This window comes from Streptomyces sp. NPDC091649, assembly GCF_044756785.1.
Classification (GTDB): Bacteria; Actinomycetota; Actinomycetes; order Streptomycetales; family Streptomycetaceae; genus Streptomyces.
The window spans coordinates 301,424-318,680 of the sequence record NZ_JBIVTR010000002.1; the positions used below are offsets into that span (position 1 = coordinate 301,424).

The 17,257-nt window shown below is 76.8% G+C and carries 12 protein-coding genes; 8 read left to right on the plus strand and 4 right to left on the minus strand.

Annotation, left to right across the window (positions count from 1 at the left end; genetic code table 11):
- The first annotated feature begins 19 nt into the window (after positions 1-19).
- Both ACIQMU_RS06530 and ACIQMU_RS06535 read left to right on the plus strand, forming a co-directional pair.
- On the plus strand, positions 20-2,941 hold the full coding sequence (locus tag ACIQMU_RS06530) for an AAA family ATPase (RefSeq protein ID WP_402688321.1): 2,922 nt from the start codon (positions 20-22) through the stop codon (positions 2,939-2,941).
- A 258-nt stretch (positions 2,942-3,199) separates the two neighbouring features.
- Positions 3,200-5,230, plus strand: a complete 2,031-nt coding sequence (locus tag ACIQMU_RS06535; RefSeq protein WP_402688322.1) for a BTAD domain-containing putative transcriptional regulator — start codon at positions 3,200-3,202, stop codon at positions 5,228-5,230.
- Here ACIQMU_RS06535 and lanKC read toward each other — a convergent pair.
- The 4 genes from lanKC to ACIQMU_RS06555 all read right to left on the minus strand — a co-directional run bounded on the left by lanKC (position 5,217) and on the right by ACIQMU_RS06555 (position 9,790).
- Positions 5,217-7,814, minus strand: a complete 2,598-nt coding sequence (gene lanKC / locus ACIQMU_RS06540; RefSeq protein WP_352241792.1) for a class III lanthionine synthetase LanKC — start codon at positions 7,812-7,814, stop codon at positions 5,217-5,219. The genes ACIQMU_RS06535 and lanKC overlap by 14 nt on opposite strands.
- An 11-nt stretch (positions 7,815-7,825) precedes the next feature.
- Positions 7,826-9,196: an MFS transporter gene (locus tag ACIQMU_RS06545; RefSeq protein WP_352241791.1), complete on the minus strand. Its 1,371-nt coding sequence runs from the start codon at positions 9,194-9,196 to the stop codon at positions 7,826-7,828.
- Between the two features lie 203 nt (positions 9,197-9,399).
- Positions 9,400-9,555 (minus strand): hypothetical protein, encoded by a 156-nt coding sequence (locus tag ACIQMU_RS06550; protein WP_352241871.1) that lies wholly within the window; start codon positions 9,553-9,555, stop codon positions 9,400-9,402.
- 73 nt (positions 9,556-9,628) lie between these two features.
- Positions 9,629-9,790 (minus strand): hypothetical protein, encoded by a 162-nt coding sequence (locus ACIQMU_RS06555; protein WP_203685822.1) that lies wholly within the window; start codon positions 9,788-9,790, stop codon positions 9,629-9,631.
- Positions 9,791-10,108: 318 nt separating this feature from the next.
- Here ACIQMU_RS06555 and ACIQMU_RS06560 point away from each other — a divergent pair, with 318 nt between their 5' ends.
- From ACIQMU_RS06560 to ACIQMU_RS06585, 6 genes are all read left to right on the plus strand, one after another.
- Entirely contained in the window at positions 10,109-11,245 is a 1,137-nt protein-coding gene (locus ACIQMU_RS06560) for a radical SAM protein (protein ID WP_402688323.1), read from the plus strand.
- Positions 11,242-12,027, plus strand: a complete 786-nt coding sequence (locus ACIQMU_RS06565; protein ID WP_402688324.1) for an iron-containing redox enzyme family protein — start codon at positions 11,242-11,244, stop codon at positions 12,025-12,027. Before ACIQMU_RS06560 ends, ACIQMU_RS06565 begins: the two co-directional genes overlap by 4 nt.
- Positions 12,024-12,242 carry an aroma-sacti cluster domain-containing protein gene (locus ACIQMU_RS06570; RefSeq protein ID WP_352241789.1) on the plus strand — a complete coding sequence of 73 codons (219 nt, stop codon included), beginning with the start codon at positions 12,024-12,026 and terminating at the stop codon, positions 12,240-12,242. Before ACIQMU_RS06565 ends, ACIQMU_RS06570 begins: the two co-directional genes overlap by 4 nt.
- 188 nt (positions 12,243-12,430) lie before the next feature.
- Positions 12,431-15,694 carry an adenylate/guanylate cyclase domain-containing protein gene (locus ACIQMU_RS06575; protein WP_402688325.1) on the plus strand — a complete coding sequence of 1,088 codons (3,264 nt, stop codon included), beginning with the start codon at positions 12,431-12,433 and terminating at the stop codon, positions 15,692-15,694.
- Positions 15,691-16,581, plus strand: a complete 891-nt coding sequence (locus ACIQMU_RS06580) for a S8 family serine peptidase (RefSeq protein WP_352241787.1) — start codon at positions 15,691-15,693, stop codon at positions 16,579-16,581. The genes ACIQMU_RS06575 and ACIQMU_RS06580 overlap by 4 nt, the downstream gene beginning before the upstream one ends.
- Positions 16,565-17,185, plus strand: coding sequence for a GAF domain-containing protein (locus ACIQMU_RS06585; RefSeq protein ID WP_352241786.1), 621 nt, complete (start codon positions 16,565-16,567; stop codon positions 17,183-17,185). The genes ACIQMU_RS06580 and ACIQMU_RS06585 overlap by 17 nt, the downstream gene beginning before the upstream one ends.
- Positions 17,186-17,257: the final 72 nt, after the last annotated feature.

Genomic DNA, 17,257 nt, shown 5'->3' on the forward strand with positions numbered 1-17,257 from the left:
GCTCCAGTAGCCTGCGGCCATGCGAGCCACTTCGCCGGTCATCGTCGGGCGGGACGAGGAGACCGGACTGCTGAGCAGCGCCCTGGACGCCGTACGACGGCGTTCGGGGCGCGCGCTGTTCCTCATCGGTGAGGCCGGTATCGGCAAGTCCCGGCTGGTGGGCGAGTGCGCCTACCGGGCCTACGGACTCGGCATGCCGGTGCTGCGCGGCCGGGCCACCTCCACCGGGCTCGTCGTTCCCTTCCGCCCGCTCGCGGAGGCGCTGTCCTCCCGCTTCCGGGCCGCGGGCACCCCGACCGATCCCGAGCTGGCGCCCTACCATCCGGCGCTGGCCCGGCTCGTCCCGGAGTGGCGCCGGGACGGGTCCCCCGGCTATCCGGAGACGGTCGTGGAGCTGGCCGAGGCGCTGCTGCGGCTGCTGTCCGTGCTGGGCAGGGAGGCGGGCTGCGCGATCCTGCTGGAGGACCTGCACGACTGCGACACGGAGACCGTCGCGGTCGTCGAGTACGTCATCGACAACCTGGCGGAGCTGCCCATCCTGCTGCTGGGCACCCTGCGCCCGGAGCCGGGCGCCGCCCTGGACCTCGTACGGTCCGCCGAGCGCCGGCACTGCGCGGCGGTCCGGGAGCTGGGCCCGCTGGGCGACGCGCAGGTGCGGGCGCTGACGGGTGCGTGCCTGGAGGCGCGTCCCCGGGACATACCGGAGGCGGTGCATCGGCGGCTGGCCGAACGCGCCGCGGGGAACCCGTACCTGCTGGAAGTGCTGCTGGCGGACCTGCTGGACACCGGGCGGCTCCGGCGGACGGACGACGGGTGGGAGGCGGCGGAGCAGCCGGGCGGTCCGGTTCCCTCGGACATCGTGCGCAGCTGGGCCCGCAGGCTGGAGCGGCTGGACGAGCCGGTGCGCGACCTCTTGCTGGCGTCGGCCACCCTGGGCAGCCAGTTCTCGGTGACCGTGCTCCAGGCCGTGACCGGTTTCGAGGACCGCGCCCTGTTCACTCATCTGCGGTCCGCGGTGGAGGCCGGCGTCATCGCCCCGGACGGCGCGGCCCCCGACCGCTACACCTTCCGGCACTCCCTCACCGCCGAGGCCCTGATCTCCTCGCTGGCGCCGGCCGAGCGCGCCCTGCTGGCGCGCCGCGCCGCCGGGGCCATCGAGCACTCGGGACAGCCGCTGGACGAGGACGGGCGGCAGCTCGTGGCCTCGCTGGAACTGGCCGCGGGCAACCGGTCGGGGGCGGCCCGCCGGTTCGCGGAGGCGGGGAGACGGATGCTCGCTTCGGGGGCGCACGGCTCCGCCGTGGTGCTGCTGGAGCGGGCGCACCCGCTGGCCGCCGAGACCGACCGGGCCGCCGTCGCCGAGTCGTTGGCGGTCGCCCGTGCCGAGGGCGGCGATCTGGACGGTGCACTGGCGCTGGTGGACGCGCTGCCGCCGGTCCCGGCGCGGTCCGAGGACGCCTTGCGGCGCGGCCGGACCCATGTCGAACTCGCGTGGGCCGCGGTGATGGCGGAGCGCACCGCCGAGGCGGCGCTCCAGCTCGACGCCGCCCGGGTCCTGCTCGGCCCGTCACCGCCGCCGGGCCGTCGGGCCGCGCTCGTGGTGGTCGACGGGTATCTGACGCTGCTGCCCGGGCACGGGCGCAAGCCCCGGGACCCGGCGGAGGCCGAGCGGGCCGTGCGGGAGGCCGCGGAGACCGCCGAGGCCGAAGGGCTGCCCGTGGTGGCCTGCCGGGCTTGGCAGTTGCTGGCGCTGCTGCGGCGCGAGGAGGGTTTCGACGCCGCCGACGCGGCGCTGGAGCGGATGCTGTCGCTGTCCACCGAACACGCCCTGCCGGTATGGCGGGTGGAGGCGCTGGTGCGGCTGGGGGCGAACGCCTTCATGCGGACCGGGGACGCCTCCCGGCTGCTCTCCGCGCGGGCGGCGGCCACCGAGCTGGGCGCGCTGCTGCTGACCCGTACGGTCGACGGGCTGCTCGCGATGAACGCGGTGCTGTGCGCCCGGTGGGAGGAGGCGCGGGAGATCATCGACCGCTCGGCGGAGGCCAGCGCACGCGTCGGCGATCTGTCCGCGCACCGCTATCTGCTGCTGGCCGGGGCGACGATGGCCGCGCACCGGGGGCGGCGGCGGGACATGGACCGGGCGCTGGCCGCGTTCCGGCGGGCCGGGGGCGAGCAGTCGCTGCTGGTGCCGCTCCGGTCGGGGCTGTGCCGGGCGTTCGGGGCCCTGCTGGAGGAGGACCGGGAGCGGGCGGCGGCGGGGCTGGAGGAGTCGCTGGCCTGGGAGCTGGACCATCCGAGTTACTACTACTTGAGCGGGCGCTACGGGCTGCGCCCGTTGTTGCGGGTCCTGGCGGGCGAGGCGGACCGGGCGGAGCTGGCGGAGGCGCGGGCGGCTCCCGGGGGCTGCCTCGCCTGGAATCGCCAGTTCCTGGAGCTGGCCGACGCGGTGCTGCTGGGCCGGGAGGGCGACCGGGCCGGGGCCGCCCTGCTGATGGAGTCCTTCGGTGTGCGCTCCGCGCCCTTCCCGGTCGCCCGCCACCTGGGCCTGCGGCTGGTCGCGGACGCGGCCCGCGCGGACGGGTGGGGCGAGCCGGTGGCGTGGCTGCGGACCGCCGAGGAGTACTTCTACGGGGCCGGGGTCCAGCCGGTCGCCTCGGCGTGCCGGGCGGCGCTGCGGCAGGCCGGGGCGAGTGTGGCCCAGCACCGGGGCGGCCGGGACCGGATCCCGTCGCCGCTGCGGACCAGCGGGGTGACGCCGCGCGAGTACGAGGTGTTCGTCCTGCTGCCCGAGCGGCCCGGGAACCAGCAGATCGCCCGGCGGCTGTCCATCTCTCCCCGCACGGTGGAGAAGCACATGGCCAGTCTGCTGAACAAGACCGGGCGGGCGGACCGGGCCGCGCTGTGCGATTTCGCCGCCGAGTGCGCCGCCGAACCGGCCTGAGGAGCGGGGGCGAGCACGCGCCGAACCGGCATGCGGAGCGGGGGGGGCGTGCCGCGTCCCGGGCGCGGCGCCGGGTCCGCGCGGGGACGCCCATGGGGGGCCGGGGCGGGCCGCATGGGGGCGCCGGGCGGTTTCGGTCGGGCGCCCGGGCGGAACATGCGGGTGGCGCCCCGATGCGCGGGGGTGGGGCACGGCAGCAGGATCGGGGTGTGCGTACGGCCCAGTCCGCCGCCCGTCCCCGTTCCCGGAGGCCCGCTGATGACCCGACCTCCCGCCCGTACCGGTTCCGCCGGCGCGGTGTACTTCTCCCTCCTCGGCCCGCTCGCCGCCCGGCTGGACGGCCGTGAACTGCCGCTCGGCCCGCGAAAGCAGCGCCTCGTCCTCGCCACGCTGCTGGCCCGCCCCAACACCCCCGTACCGGTGGACGTGCTGACGGACGCGGTGTGGCCGGACGATCCGCCCCGTACCGCCCGCAAGAACCTCCAGGTCTACGTCAGTGCCGCCCGGGCGCTCCTGGGGCCTGCCGGGGACGGCGGGCCGGGCCGGGTGGTGCACGGCTGCGGCGGCTACCTCCTGCGCATCGCCGAGGGCGAGCTGGACACCCTGCGCTTCGGGTCGTTGGCCCGCGCGGGGCGGGCGGCGGCCGAGCGCGGTGATCTGCCCGGCGCGGCCCGGCGGCTGCGCGAGGCGCTGGACCTGTGGGAGGGGCCGCCGCTGCACGATCTGCGGGACTCCGCCGGGGTCGCCGAGGAGGCCGGCCGGCTGGAGGCCCGCTGTCTGACGGTGTACGAGGACTGGGCGGAGGCCGAGATCGAGCTGGGCCGGGCCGCCGTCGCGGTGGACGGGCTGCGGGACCTGGTGGAGCGCCACCCGCTGCGGGAGCGGCTCCGGGCCGCCTGGATGAACTCCCTGCACCAGTCGGGCCGGCAGGCCGAGGCGCTGGCGGTGTACGACGACTACCGGCAGCTGATGGCGCGGGAGCTGGGCCTGGAGCCGAGTCCGGCGATGACGGCGCTGTACCGCTCGATGCTCGGCCGGGGGCGTGAGGCCCGGCGGCCCGCCGCCGCCCGGGAGGCGGCGAGCGCGGTGGCGCTGCCCGCCCCCACCGGGGCGTTCACCGGCCGCCGGGAGGAACTGCGGGACCTGCTCGATGTGCTGGGCGGCGGCGAGGAGCGCGTGGTGGTCGTCTCGGGCCCGGCCGGGGCGGGGAAGTCGGCCCTGGCGGCCCGGGCGGCACATCTGCTGGCGGACCGTTTCCCCGACGGCCGCGTCCAGGTCCGGGTACGCCGGGAGGACGGTACGGCGCGCGGCCGGGCGGAGGTCCTGGCGGAGCTGGGGCGGCTGTGCGGGATGACTGCGGGGAACGCGGGTTCCGTGGAGGGCGGGCAGGCGGACGGCAGCGGGGCGGCGGCCGCTCCGGCGGACGCCTGGCTGCGGTGGACGGCCCGGCACCGGGCGCTCGTCGTCCTGGACGACGTGCCGGACGAGGCGTCCGTACGGGGGCTGCTGCCCCGGTCGGGGAAGTGCTCCGTACTGGTGACCGCCCGGGGGCAGTTGGCCGGTCTCGCCCCGGTGCACCGGATCGCGCTGCCCGCCCTCGCGCACGGTGAGGCGCTGGAGCTGCTGGGGAAGCTGATCGGGGCCGGGCGGCTGCGGACCGACCCGGGGGCGGCGGCGCGGATCGTCCGGGCCTGCGGGGCGCTGCCGCTCGCGGTGGAGGTGAGCGGGATGCGGCTGGCGGTGTTGCGGCATCTGCCGCTGGCGGAGTACGCGGCGCGGCTGGAGGACCCGTCGGCCGCGCTGGACGAGCTGGTCGCCGGGGACGTCTCCGTGCGGCGGCGGATCGCGTCCGGCTGGCGGGACCTGGCGGACGCCGACCGGTGGGTGCTGGGGCGGCTGGCCGGGCCGGCGGAGGACGGTGGCCTCACCCTGGACCGGGCGGCGGCGGCGCTGGGCTGCGGGGAACGGGCGGCGATCCGTGCCGTCGAGTCGCTGATCGACGCCGGGGCGGTGACCTCGCCCGCCGGGGAGGTCACCGCGCACGCCGCCCTGTACGAGGTGCCGCGGCTGCTCGGCCTGTACGCCCGCGAGCGGGACGCGTCCGGGCACGACGGCGCACCGTCGCGCACCGGCGCACCGTCGCGCACCGGCGCACCGGCCCCCGTCCGCGCACCGGCCCCCGTCCGCGTACCGGCGCGCACCGGCGCCCCCGCCCCCGACGGCGGGCCCGCGGACACCGGCGTACCCGTCCGCACGGCGGTGACGGCCGGTCCGCTCAGCCCAGGGTGAGCAGCTTCAGCAGATCGCTCGGCCGGTGCCCGGCGGGGGCCCCGGCCGAGGTCGCGCCGGCTTCCGCCCCGGCCAGGAAGTGCAGGGCCAGCAGCAGTCCGGCCGCCCCCGTGGCCAGGTCGGCGGAGCAGCGCCGCAGCCCCGCGCCCGGCACCAGCAGCCGGTCCCCGTCGGCGATCAGGTGCCAGGACAGGTTGCCTACGGAGGCGAGGACGCCCGCCCCCGCCGGGCCCCGCTCCAACTGGCGCGCGGTGGCGACGAGTCCGGCCCGTCCGGTGAACAGCCCAGGCTCGCGGACGAACTCGTTGGTGCAGCCCCGGTGCACGCCGGGCAGCAGGGCGGCGAGCGCGGGCGCCTCGTGCCGGGCCAGATAGGCGCGGGCGACCAGGGCGAAGCCGCCGCTGCCCTGGTCGAGGTAGAGCAGGTGGCGGCGGCCGTCCTTGACCTGGACGGTGCCGTCGGGCATGGCGACGCAGTGGCCGGAATCCCGGTACAGGGCGGTGCGGGCGGCGCGCAGCAGCCACTCCTCGCCGGTGAGCGCGTGGAGTTCGAGGTGCAGCAGGGCGACGCCGCTCAGCCCGCGCAGCAGCCCCGCGGAGGGCGGGGCGGTAAGGCCGCCGCCCCGCACGGCCTCGCCCCGGACCAGGCAGTCGAGGTCCCAGGCGGTGCGCAGGGCCGTGTCGAGCAGTTCCGCGTCCGGGGTCGAGCTGTTGGCCGTGGCCAGCCGGAGGGCGGCCAGGGCCGTGCCCGCGCGGCCGGTCAGGAGGTCGGCGGAGGCGGGGGCGGGCGCGGCGGCGGCCCGCGCGTACAGCTCCCGCGCTTCGTCCCGGCGGCCGAGCAGCGCCAGCACCGCGGCGGTGCCCGGCAGCCCGTCGAACAGGCCGCCGGGCGCGGCGGGGTCACGGCGGCGGGCCGCGTCCACGAGCCAGTCCGTCCAGGCGTCCGGGACGGGGGCGCCGACGCGGTGGAGGGCGTACAGGACGCCGGCGGCCCCGTGCGCCAGGTCGCCGCCGCCGGCGGCGAAGGACTTCGGGTCGCCGGGGAAGAGCCGGTCGCGGCGCTCGGGCGTCGCCCCTGCGCGGATTCCGGCGAGCAGCCGGGTGCGCAGGCCCGCCCAGTCGGGGGCGGGGCCGTCCAGGAGGGCCGCGATGCCGTCCTCCCCGTCGCGCGCCACGGTCCGCAGGGCGGTGGGGCGGCGGGGGCCCGCGTCGGACGCGAGGCCGTATCTGAGGCGGGCCCAGCGTTCCAGGGTCAGGGCCTTGGCACGGTCGTGCCCGGCCATCTCCATGAGGGGCATCAGCATGGTGAGCCAGGTCGCCCAGAGCGCGTAGGCGTCGGCCTCGGCCCCGGGGGTCCCGGCGGGCGCCTGGAGGCCCGGCGCCCCCGCCAGGGGGGTGTTCTCGTCGTCGAGGCCGGTGGCGTACTCGAAGTCGATGAGGGCCACGCGGCCGTCGGGGCGGACGATGATGTTGTTGGGGTGCAGGTCGCCGAAGCGCAGGCCCCGGGCGTGCACGGCCGCGAGCGCCCGGGTGAGCTGCGCGGTCACCGAGTCCACCCACGCGGTGTACGGGGCGAGTTCGGCGGCCGTGTCCGCTCCGCGCACGAGGGCGAAGCGGGCGACGATCTCCTCCAGGAGGGTCGCCCCCTCGATGTGCTCCTCGATCAGGAAGTGGTGCTCCCACACGGTCGTCACCCCGTGCACCCGTGGTACGCAGTCCAGTCCGGCCAGTGCGGTCAGGGCCCGGTGCTCGCGGTGCAGCCGCGTCACCGCGTCGTCGCCGGCCGCGTCGAGCCCGCAGTGCGGCCGGGCCTCGCGGAGCACCACCCGCCGGCCGGTCTCCCGGTGCCGGGCCAGGTAGATCCCGCCCGCGTTGGAGAACTGGAGTGCCTCGGTGACGGTGTAGGGGAAGGCGGCGTCCCCGGCCGCCGCGCGGGCGGCCAGGTGCGGGCGCAGCGCCTCGGGGACGGTGACCCACGAGGGCACCCGGAACACCACCCCGCGCTCGTCGGGCACCAGTTCGCCCGAGGGGTGGCGCAGGGCGGGCACCCGCTCGCCGTCCGCGTCCCGGCACCAGCGGGCGGTGAAGGCCCCGTACCGGACGTGCACCGGGGTGTCGCCGATCCGCAGGTCGCTGAGGATGTACGGGCCGCGCCGCCCGGCGAGGGCGCGGGTCAGCTCGTCGAGCACCCGGAGGAAGACGGTCTCGTCCGGTGGGTAGAGCGTGAGGAACTTCCCCGCGCCGGAGCGGGACATGTACTTGCCGGACATCAGCAGGAGCGCCTGCTCGCTGCGGAGGAACTTGAACGGCACCCCGTGGGCGAGGCAGACGCGGGTGGTGTCGCGCAGGGTGGCCTCGGCCTCCTCCGGGACGGTGGAGACGTGGATCTTCCACCCCTGCGCGGCCGGCTCTCCCCGCTGGGGCAGCAGCGAGGTCCACAGGCCGGCCGGGGCCCGGCGCCAGCCCTCGGGGGGCGGGGCGGAGTCCAGCGGGAAGCGGGTCCCCGTATCGCGCAGCCGGGCGGGGGTGTCGTAGTACGTACGGTCGGCGAGGCAGTAGAGCTGGGTCTGCTGCGGTCCGGGCACGGTGTTCCTCCTCAGAGTGCGCCGGGACGGCCGGCGGTGTCGTGGGCGGGGCGGGCAGCGGCCTCTTCCGCGGCCGTTCCCCGGCGGGTGCGGGCCCCTGCGGCCGGATCGGGTACGGGTTCCTCGTACGGGTCCGCTCCGGGAGCGGGCCCCACGGGCGCGTCCGCGCGGGCGGGCGCGGGGGCCGCCCCGGCCCGGACGGACGGGGCGAGGGTCACCACGGCCGCCGAGACGGCCAGCACGCACCCGGTCACCCCGAAGGCGGCGCGGCTGCCCAGGGCGGTCAGCAGGACGCCGCCCGCGAGCGGCCCGAACGGCTGGACGACCGAGGACAGGAAGGACGCCGCGCTCTGGACCCGGCCGAGCCGGTCCTCCGGGGTGATGATCAGCAGGGTCGACAGGAAGCCGATGCTGGCGATCGTCGACAGGCACATGCAGAGCGCGCACAGGAGTCCGGCCACCAGCGCGCTGCTGAGCCAGGCCAGCGCGGCGGCCGTCGAGACGCAGCTCCAGCAGGTGATGACGATGAGGGTGCGGACATGGCGGTCCGGAGCGAGCCGGGGCGCGATCAGCGCGCCGACGAGGGCCCCCGCCGAGACACAGGCGATGACGAAGCCGCCGCCGAGGCCGGAGCGCCCGTTGTCGGAGAAGACGGCGAGCGCGGTGAAGGTGAGGGCGCCGAACGCGAAGTTCATGCCCAGGCCGAAGACGAGCAGCACCGTCCGCAGATAGGGCAGGTTCCACAGGAAGGCGAGTCCGGCGGTGAGTTCGCGGCGGCTGAACACCGAACCGGCCTTGGTCCTGGCCTCGGAGCGGGTCCGCACCAGCGCCACGCAGATTGTCGAGAGCAACAGGCCGAGGAACTGGGCGGTGAAGGGCAGGGCCTGGTGCACGCCGAACAGTGCTCCGCCCACGAGCGGGCCGACCAGCCGCACGGTCGAGGTGCGCGCCTGGAGCCGGGCGGTCGCCGTGCCCATCTGGTCGGCCGGCACGACCGCACGCATCAGGCCGAAGGCGGCGGGCGCGTAGACGCTGTTCAGTACGGCGCCGGCGGTCGCGACCAGCAGGACGAGCGCCATGGGGGCGTCCCCGTTCCACACGGCGACGGTCAGCGCGGTGACCGCCGCCAGGCTCCCCACGTCGCACAGCCTCATCAGGCGGCGGCGTTCGACCCGGTCGGCCATGACGCCGCCCGGCAGCATCGTGATCAGCACGGCGCAGACGGAGACCGTCCCCACCGCGCCGGCCTGCACGGCGGAGCCGGTCTCCTTGAGGATCAGCAGGGGCAGCGCGAGGGCGCCCATCTGGCTGCCGAGAACGGCGAAGAGGCCGCTCATCCAGAGCAGCCGGAAATCCCGGTTCGAGCGGAGCGACGTGGCCATCGGGGGCTCCCGGAGATCGTCGGGCAGGGCATGTGCGAGGGGTGTCCGTGGGGACGGGAGGGGTCGGGCACGGGGCGGCCCGGAAGCGCGGCGGGGCGGCTCCGGTGTGTTCACGGAGCCGCCCCGTAGCGCCTGTTCGCCGGCCGGGCGCCGCGGAGGCGAGGTGTCGGCCTCGTCCCGCCGCGGCGCACGGCCCGGTGGTGTCAGCGCTGCGCTTCGACGACGCTCAGCACGCTGATGCAGTTGCCGTCGGTCTGTTCGCCGCCCTGGACGGACGTCTCCTGGAGGTCCAGGACGGAGTGCGCCTCGACCTCGGGGGTCTCGTCGGCGCCGGCGGCGGGCTTGGTGTTCTCGGACACGGTGGTCTCCATCCACTCGTCACTGCGGGGGCCGGAGCCCCGGGGACGGACCCCGGGCGTCCGGTGCGGGAGGTCAGTTCTCGACGACGCTCAGCACGCTGATGCAGTTGCCGGGGGGCGCGATGATGTCGCGGTCGGCGTTGACGGACGTCTCCTGGAGGTCCAGGACGGAGTGCGCCTCGACCTCGGGGGTCTCGTTGGCGTCGTCGGCGGCCGGCTTGGTGTTCTCGGACATGGTGGTCTCCATCCACTCGTCACTGCGTGCCCCGGGCTCCGGGATGCCCTCCGGTGTCCGGTGCGGCGGGCCGGTGCCCGCCGTTGCCGAGAAAGTTAGGGAGCCGGGCCTGGCGATCGCTTCGGCCCCGGTATGGCGTCGGTATCACGCCAGTTGGGCGGGGAGGGACCAGCGTTTTCCGGCCCCGGCGGCGGCCCGGGAACCTGCCGCTACCTGGGCCCATACCGTCGCCGAAGCGCCGCCGGACCGTCCGTGAACCGGTGGCGCGCAGCCTGGGTACGCGCCCGACGCGCCCCGGCCCCGAAGGAGGCGGCCCGCATGGAACTCGCCGAACTCGTCGCACGGCGGCCCTTCCCGGCCGCCGGTCTGCTCCTCGGTCTCACCCGGCGCTGCCCGCTGCGCTGCGCGCACTGCTCGACCGGGTCGGACCTGTTCACCCGGGAGGAGCCCGACGCGGGACAACTGGCTTTCTTCGTCGGATCGTTCACCGAGGAGGACCGGCCCGACGTCGTCATGCTCACGGGCGGGGAGCCGCTGCTGCTGCCCGCGCTCGTCGAACGGCTGAGCACGTCGGCGCGCGGCGCCGGGTCCCGTACCGCGCTGCTCAGCGGCATGTTCTTCGTCCGGCCCGGGGGCCGCCGAAGCCGGCGGGGTACGGCGGTTCCTCCCGCGATCCTGCGCGCGATCCGCTCCGTCGACCACTTCTCGGCCTCCCTCGACATCCACCACGAACGCGAGGTGCCGCGAGCCGACGTGTTCCGCGCCCTGCACCGGATCCGGGACGAGGGCGTGGCCGTGAGTTTCCATCTCACCGGGACCGGCGCGTCCGACCCGTATCTCGCCGGCCTCACCCGGGCGGTGGACGAGGAGTTCGGCGGCCGGGTTCCGTGCCTGGTCAACGAGGTGCGGCCGTTCGGGCGGGCCGCCGCCTGGGCCGGGGCCGCCCGCACCGGCCCGGACCCCGCGGCGGCGTCGCCCTGCTCGATGGCGGCCTGGCCGGTGGTCGCCTTCGACGGCCGCGTGCTCGCCTGCTGCAACCAGGACACCGTCGACCGGCGGCCCGCCCCGGCCCATCTGGACCTCGGGCACATCGGCGCCGACGACTGGGCGACGGTGCGCCGCCGGGCGCTGGAGTCCCCGGTGCTGCGCATGCTCCGCACGGTCGGGCCCGCGCATCTGGCCGCCCGGTACGGCTCCGGCCCCCCGACGGGCTCGTACTGCGAGGGCTGCCGGGCGCTCGGCGGCGACGAGAAGGCGGCGGCCGGGGCCCGTGCGGTGGCGGGCGGGGCGGCCGGGGCGCTGCTGGACCTGACGGCAGCGGTGCGCGGCTCGCGGGAGGGGGCGCAGGGCGTCGTGCGCCGGCACGGCTGTGCGGCGTACGCGCCGCTGGTCGTCACGGGAGCACCACTCCTGCCGGAGGGCGGCGTCCGCGCAGCCGGACGGGAGGCGCGATGAGCACCGTGGAGCGGGCCGCCCGGCCCGGGGGTCCGGCGGCCGGCCGCTCACGGACCGGCGGCGCGGCGGCCTCCGCGCGCCTCCGGGTCAAACTGCTGCTGCTGGAGCCGGAGTTCCGGGACGCCACACACCACATGTGGCGTGCTGACGGGCTGTTGCCGCGCTACCGGACGTATCTGTGCACCATGTACGCCGTCATCCGCGCCTCCGTCCCCCTGATGGAGCTGGCCCTCGACCGCGCCCGTGTCCGGGCCGCTTCCGGCGACCCGCTGGCGGGGCCGCTCGCCGCGTATCTGGAGAAGCACATCCGGGAGGAGGAGGGCCACGACGCCTGGCTGCTGGAGGACCTCCGGGCGGCGGGCGGCAGCCCCGAGGACGCCCTCGGCCCGCTGCCCTCCCCCCTGGTCGCCTCGCTCGTGGGATCCCAGTACTACTGGATCGAGCACCACCACCCGGTCGCCCTGCTCGGCTACATCGCCGTACTGGAGGGCTACGCGCCCGCCCCCGGCCTGACCGGCCGCATCGCCCGGCTGACCGGGCTGCCCGCCGCCGCGCTGCGGACCGTACGGGAGCACTCGGCGCTCGACACGGAGCACCTGGACGAGCTGTACGCGCTGCTGGACCGAATGCCGCTGGGCCGGGAGCCGGAAGCGGCCGTGGCGGTCAGCGCGCTGCACTCCCTCGACGCGCTCACCCGGCTGTTCGTCCGGCTCGGGCGCTCCGCACCGGCGCCGTCGCTGCGGGGAGCCGGACCTGTCCCACCGATGGGAGTCACATCATGACCGGATCACCCGAGAACAGCGAACGGCCGGTGCTGCCGGACGCGTTGTACGAGGCGGGCTTTCCCGTGGACCTGCTCACCGAGGAGCAGCGCGAGGTGCTGTGCGAGCTGACCCCGCAGGAGCTGGCCCTGCTGCTGGACGTCAAGGGCCGGCTGGACGCCGTGGGGCCGGAGGTCCAGGCGCACGGCGAGATCGCCGGCGGCGCGCTGTTCTGACCGGCGGCCGATCGGCGGTACGGGCCCGGCTCCGGTGACCGGCATCGGCGCCGGGCCCCTACCGCCCGGACGTCACGACGCCCCGGCACCGCGGGCCCCCGTCCCCCCCGACCCCCCGACCGCCCGACCGCCCGCGCCTCGGGCGCCCGACCGCCGGCCGCACGGCCCCCGGGAGAGAAGGACCCGCCATGAACTGCCTCTCGTGCCAGCAGGACCTGCCGCCGACGGCCCGGTTCTGTTCGTCCTGCGGGACGCCGTGCGCGACCGCCGGTCCCCCCGGCTCCGGCCCCGCGCCCGCCGACCCGTCCGGTGACGAGCGCAAGCCGGTGACCGTGCTCTTCTGCGACCTCGTCGGGTCGACCGCCCTGTCCGGAGTACTCGACCCCGAGACGCTGCGCACGGTGACCCTGCGGTACTTCGAGGCGATGAGCGCGGAGATCGTGGCGCGGGGCGGGACCCCGGAGAAGTTCATCGGGGACGCGGTGATGGCCGTTTTCGGCGTACCGGTGGTCCGTGACGACGACGCCCGCAGGGCCCTCGCGGCGGCACTCGGGATGCGCCGGGCGCTGGCCCGGCTGAACGAGGAGCTGGACGCCACCCTCGGCATCGAGCTGGCCACCCGTATCGGCGTCAACACCGGGCAGGTGGTGGCCGGTTCGGACGCCACCGCCCGGCAGGCCCTGGTCTCCGGGGAGACCGTCAACGTCGCCGCCCGGCTGGAGCAGCACGCGGGCCCGGGCGAGATCCTCATCGGGCCGGGGACCCTGCTCGCCGCCGGTCCCACCGTGAGCGCGGAGCCCACCGGGCCGCTGCGGCTGAAGGGCAAGCGGGACAGCGTGGGCGCCTACCGGCTGCTCGCGCTGGGCGCGGACGACCCCGAGCTGCTGCGCCGCTTCGACGTCCCCTTCGTCGGCCGCGACGCCGAGCACCGAGCCCTGGACGCCGCCCTGGAACGGGCCGTGCGCGGCGGCGGGGCCGGGCTGCTGCGGGTCACCGGCGAGGCGGGCATCGGCAAGACCCGGCTGATACGGGAGTGGCTGGCGCGGCGGTCGGCGTCCGGGGCCCTCGCCCGGGGCGCGGGGCGGTGCCGTAGTTACGGGGACCACGGCACCCTCGCCCCGCTGGCGGACGCGGTGCGTTCGCTGGCCGTTCCCGCGTCCGCGTCCGGTCCGGCGGACGACGCCGAGGACGCGGCCGGCGGGCTGGGCGTCGACGACGCGATGGCCCTCCTGTCCGGGGGCCTGCTGCGGGACGGCACACCGAACGCGCCCTTCGAGGACATGTGCGCGGCCCTGGCGGCGGTCCTGGGGCGGGCGGCCCGGATGCGCCCGGTCGTGCTGGTGCTGGACGACTGGCACGCGGCGGCCCCGCTGCTGGTCCGCACGGTGCACCGGCTGACGGACGGCTCGGGGTGCGCGGGTGTGCTGGTGCTCTGCGCCGGGCGGCCGGACGGACCGGCCGGTCCGGACGGCACGAGGGGCCCGGACGGCGCCACCGGTCCGGACGGGGACGGCGAACGCTTCGGTCCTGCCGGGCATCTCCAGCTCACCGGCCTGCCGTACGAGGACGCGGCGCGGCTGGCCGCCGGTCTCGGCGGGCCGGACGGCGGCGGGCCTGACGCCCCGGTGGACGACCGGCTCCTGGCACGGGCCGGAGGCAATCCGCTCCACCTGGAACAGCTCCTGGTCGGCGACCGGCCGGGGGGCCCGGTCTCCGGCGAGGACCTGCCGCCCACGCTCCAGGCCCTGTTGAGCGCCCGCATCGGGGCCCTGGCACGGGCGGAGCGCGGCGTGGTGGACCTGGCAGCGGTGATCGGCCGGGAGTTCACCGCGCCGGAACTGGTCCGGCTGGAGCTGTCCGTACGGGCCGGGGAGGGCCGCTCCGCCGGGCCCCTCGCCGACGCGGCGGGGGCGGCGCCGGAGCACCGGCGGCGCGTCGAGGAGGCGTTGGCGGTGCTGGGCCGCCGCCGTCTGGTGGAGTCGGGGCCGCCGGGGAGCCGGGAGGCGGCGTACCGGTTCACCAGCGGACTGGTGCACGAGGTCGCGTACGCCTCGCTGTCCAAGCGGGCCAAGGCCGAACGCCACGCCTGGGCGGCGGAACTGCCCAGCGTGCTGCGGAGCGGCGACGCGGCGGTGGGCGGCCATCTGGAGCGCGCCTACCGCTACCGCGCGGAACTGGGCCTCCTGGACGATCGGGCGCGGCGGCTGCGCGAGCGGGCCGCCGCCGCGCTGGGCCGGGCCGGGGCGCAGGCCGCCGCCCGGTCCGACCTGCACTGGGCGCGCGGGCTGCTGGAACGGGCGGTGGACCTGTGCCCCGGGAACCCGGGGGCGACGCGGCGGCTCGGCGAGGTACGGGTGGCGCTGGGCAGCACCGGGGAGGGGGCCGAACTGCTGCGCCAGGTGCGGGACTCCGGGTCCGACCCGGTGGAGGCCGCGCACGCCCGCCTCGCGCTCGCGGTGCTCGGCCCGGGCGGTCCGGGCCCCGGCCCGGCCGCCGTGGCCCGGGCCGTGCTGCCGGTGTTCGAGGCGGCCGGGGACTCGGCCGGCCGGGCGCGGGCCCATCTGCGGCTCGCCCAGCAGTTCCAGCGCTCCGGGCGGCACGAGGAGGCGGAGCGGGACCAGGCGCGGGCCCTGGAGCACGCCGTGCTGGCCGGCGCGGAGCAGGAACGGGCCGGGGCGCTCGGCGCGATCGGCGTCTCCCTGTGGCGCGGTCCGGTTCCGGTGCCCCTCGCGGTGGCCCGCTGCCGGACGCTGCTGGCGGCGCACGGTGCGGGCCGGCCGACGGTCCGGGTCACTCTCAACTGCCCGCTGGCGGTGTTGTACGCGCTCCAGGACCGGCCGGACGAGGCGTACGGGGCGTTGGCCGAGGCGGAGCGGCTGGCCGGGAAGCTGGGGTTCGCCGAGGCGGAGGTGTTCCTCCCGGTGTTCCGGGCGACGGTGGAGGCGCTGCTCGGCCGGAGCGCCGCCGCGCTGGACCTGCTCGGCCGCGCGGACGCGGCGGCCCGGCGCACCGGGGCGGCCGGGATGCGGACGGCGGTGGCGCTGGACGCGGCCCGCCTGGAGCTGGACGGGGGCCGGGAGGACCGGGCCGCCGCCCGGCTGGCGGGGGTCGGCGACACGTCGGGGCTGAGCCGTGCGGACGCGGTGGACCTGGCGGGGCTGCGGGCCCGGCTGACGGCACGGGAGCGCCCCGAGGAGGCGGCCGGGCACGCGGTCCGGGCGGTGCGGGCCTCGCTGCTCACCGATTCCCCGCTGGTCCAGGCGACGGCCGAACTGGACCGGGCGCACACGCTCGCCGCCCTGGGACGGCGGCCTGAGGCCGAGGTCTGCGCCCGGTCGGCCGGGGCGCACTTCACGGACAAGGGGCATCTGCCGGGGGTGCGCCGGGTCTCCGGGTTCCTCGCGCACCCGCCCCGGCCGATGGCCACGACGAGGGAGAGGAGCGAGCGATGACGACCACGGAACCGGGCGTGCGCACGGCCCCGGGGCAGGGGCTGACCTGGAGTCTGCGCGGACGCGGCCCGGAGGACGTCCCCGTGCTGGCGGACGCCGGACCGCCGGGCGGACGTCCCGCCGGGCCCGCCACCGGACGCGGCGTACGCGTGTGCGTGGTGGATTCGGGCGTGGAACGGGATCATCCGCTGATCGGCCCGCTGGCCGGTTCCTGGGTGGTCGTCAAGGACGGGGAGAGCGGGGAGACCACGGTCGAGCCGACGACCACCGGAGACACCTGCGGGCACGGCACCGCCTGCGCGGGCATCGTCCGCCGGACCGCCCCGGACTGTGAGATCCACAGTGTGCGGGTGCTCGGCGAGCGGTTCTCCGGCACCGGCGACATCCTGATGGCGGGGCTGCGCTGGGCGGTGGAGCAGCGCTTCGACGTGGTGAACCTCAGCCTGTCCACGACCCGCACCCGGTTCGCGCAGGAACTGCACAACCTGGCCGACAGCGCCTACTTCGCCCGTACGGTGATCGTCGCCTCCGCCCACAACACGCCGGTGGAGAGCTTCCCCTGGCGGTTCGCGTCGGTGATCTCGGTGGGCAGCCACCAGGAGGACGACCCGGAACTGCACCTGTACAACCCGGACCCTCCGGTGGAGTTCTTCGGACCGGGTCAGAACGTGACCGTGCCGTGGCTGGGCGGCCGGACGATCCGGACCACCGGGAACAGCTTCGCCACGCCGTACGTCGCCGGGCTCTGCGCCCGCGTCCTGTCCGCGCATCCGCGGATGACGGCCTTCCAGCTCAAGAACGCCCTCTATCTGTCCGCGGCCAATGTGCGCCACGCGCCGCGGTCCTCCACTGCGGCAGGAGATATCCGTGATGACTCCGAGAACTGATTCCGCCACCTCCTTCTCCACCACGCCCGCCCCGGCCGCCGACGCGCCGCGCGGGGAGCTGCTCCAGTCGGTCGTCGACGTGGCCCGCGCCATCTTCGGGGCCGAGGCCAGTTCGGTCTTCCTGCTCGACGAGGAGGCGGACGAGCTGGTCTTCCAGGCCGTGTCCGGGCAGGGCGAGGACTTCCTCGTGGGCCGCCGGTTCCCGGCCGGGCGGGGGATCGCCGGCTGGGTGGCGACCTCCGGCGAGCCGATGGTGGTGGACGACCTCAGCGCCGATCCGTCCTTCGACCGCTCGCTGGCGGAGTCGACCGCGTACGTGCCGAACGCCCTGATGGCGGCCCCGCTCATCAGCGACGCCCGGGTCCTCGGCGTGCTGGAGGTGCTGGACCCCTCTCCGCAGGCGCGGTCGGGCGTGCGGGAGCTGGACCTGCTCGCGATGTTCGCCCGGCAGGCCGCCGCCGCCCTGCGGGTGGTCACCCCCGAGCGGGTACGGGAGGCCGAGCACCGGGCGGTGTTCGGCCAGGGCGCGCTGGATGGCGCGCGGCGCGAGGACGCGCTGAAACTGCTGGGCAGCCTGGAGCGGCTGTTGCGGGGCGTCGGCTGAGGAGGCCGGCGCCCCGGGAGTAGCCACCGGCCCCGGCGGGCAGGAGCGGGGCGTCGGCTCAAGGGAAGGACA

What these genes read in the sequence shown, in the direction of transcription:
- ACIQMU_RS06530 (WP_402688321.1), top strand. Translation starts at nt 20, where the DNA reads ATGCGAGCCACTTCGCCGGTCATCGTCGGGCGGGACGAGGAGACCGGA.
- ACIQMU_RS06565 (WP_402688324.1), top strand. Translation starts at nt 11,242, where the DNA reads ATGAGCACCGTGGAGCGGGCCGCCCGGCCCGGGGGTCCGGCGGCCGGC.
- ACIQMU_RS06560 (WP_402688323.1), top strand. Translation starts at nt 10,109, where the DNA reads ATGGAACTCGCCGAACTCGTCGCACGGCGGCCCTTCCCGGCCGCCGGT.
- ACIQMU_RS06570 (WP_352241789.1), top strand. Translation starts at nt 12,024, where the DNA reads ATGACCGGATCACCCGAGAACAGCGAACGGCCGGTGCTGCCGGACGCG.
- ACIQMU_RS06545 (WP_352241791.1), bottom strand. Translation starts at nt 9,196, where the DNA reads ATGGCCACGTCGCTCCGCTCGAACCGGGATTTCCGGCTGCTCTGGATG.
- ACIQMU_RS06580 (WP_352241787.1), top strand. Translation starts at nt 15,691, where the DNA reads ATGACGACCACGGAACCGGGCGTGCGCACGGCCCCGGGGCAGGGGCTG.
- ACIQMU_RS06575 (WP_402688325.1), top strand. Translation starts at nt 12,431, where the DNA reads ATGAACTGCCTCTCGTGCCAGCAGGACCTGCCGCCGACGGCCCGGTTC.
- ACIQMU_RS06555 (WP_203685822.1), bottom strand. Translation starts at nt 9,790, where the DNA reads ATGTCCGAGAACACCAAGCCGGCCGCCGACGACGCCAACGAGACCCCC.
- ACIQMU_RS06585 (WP_352241786.1), top strand. Translation starts at nt 16,565, where the DNA reads ATGACTCCGAGAACTGATTCCGCCACCTCCTTCTCCACCACGCCCGCC.
- ACIQMU_RS06535 (WP_402688322.1), top strand. Translation starts at nt 3,200, where the DNA reads ATGACCCGACCTCCCGCCCGTACCGGTTCCGCCGGCGCGGTGTACTTC.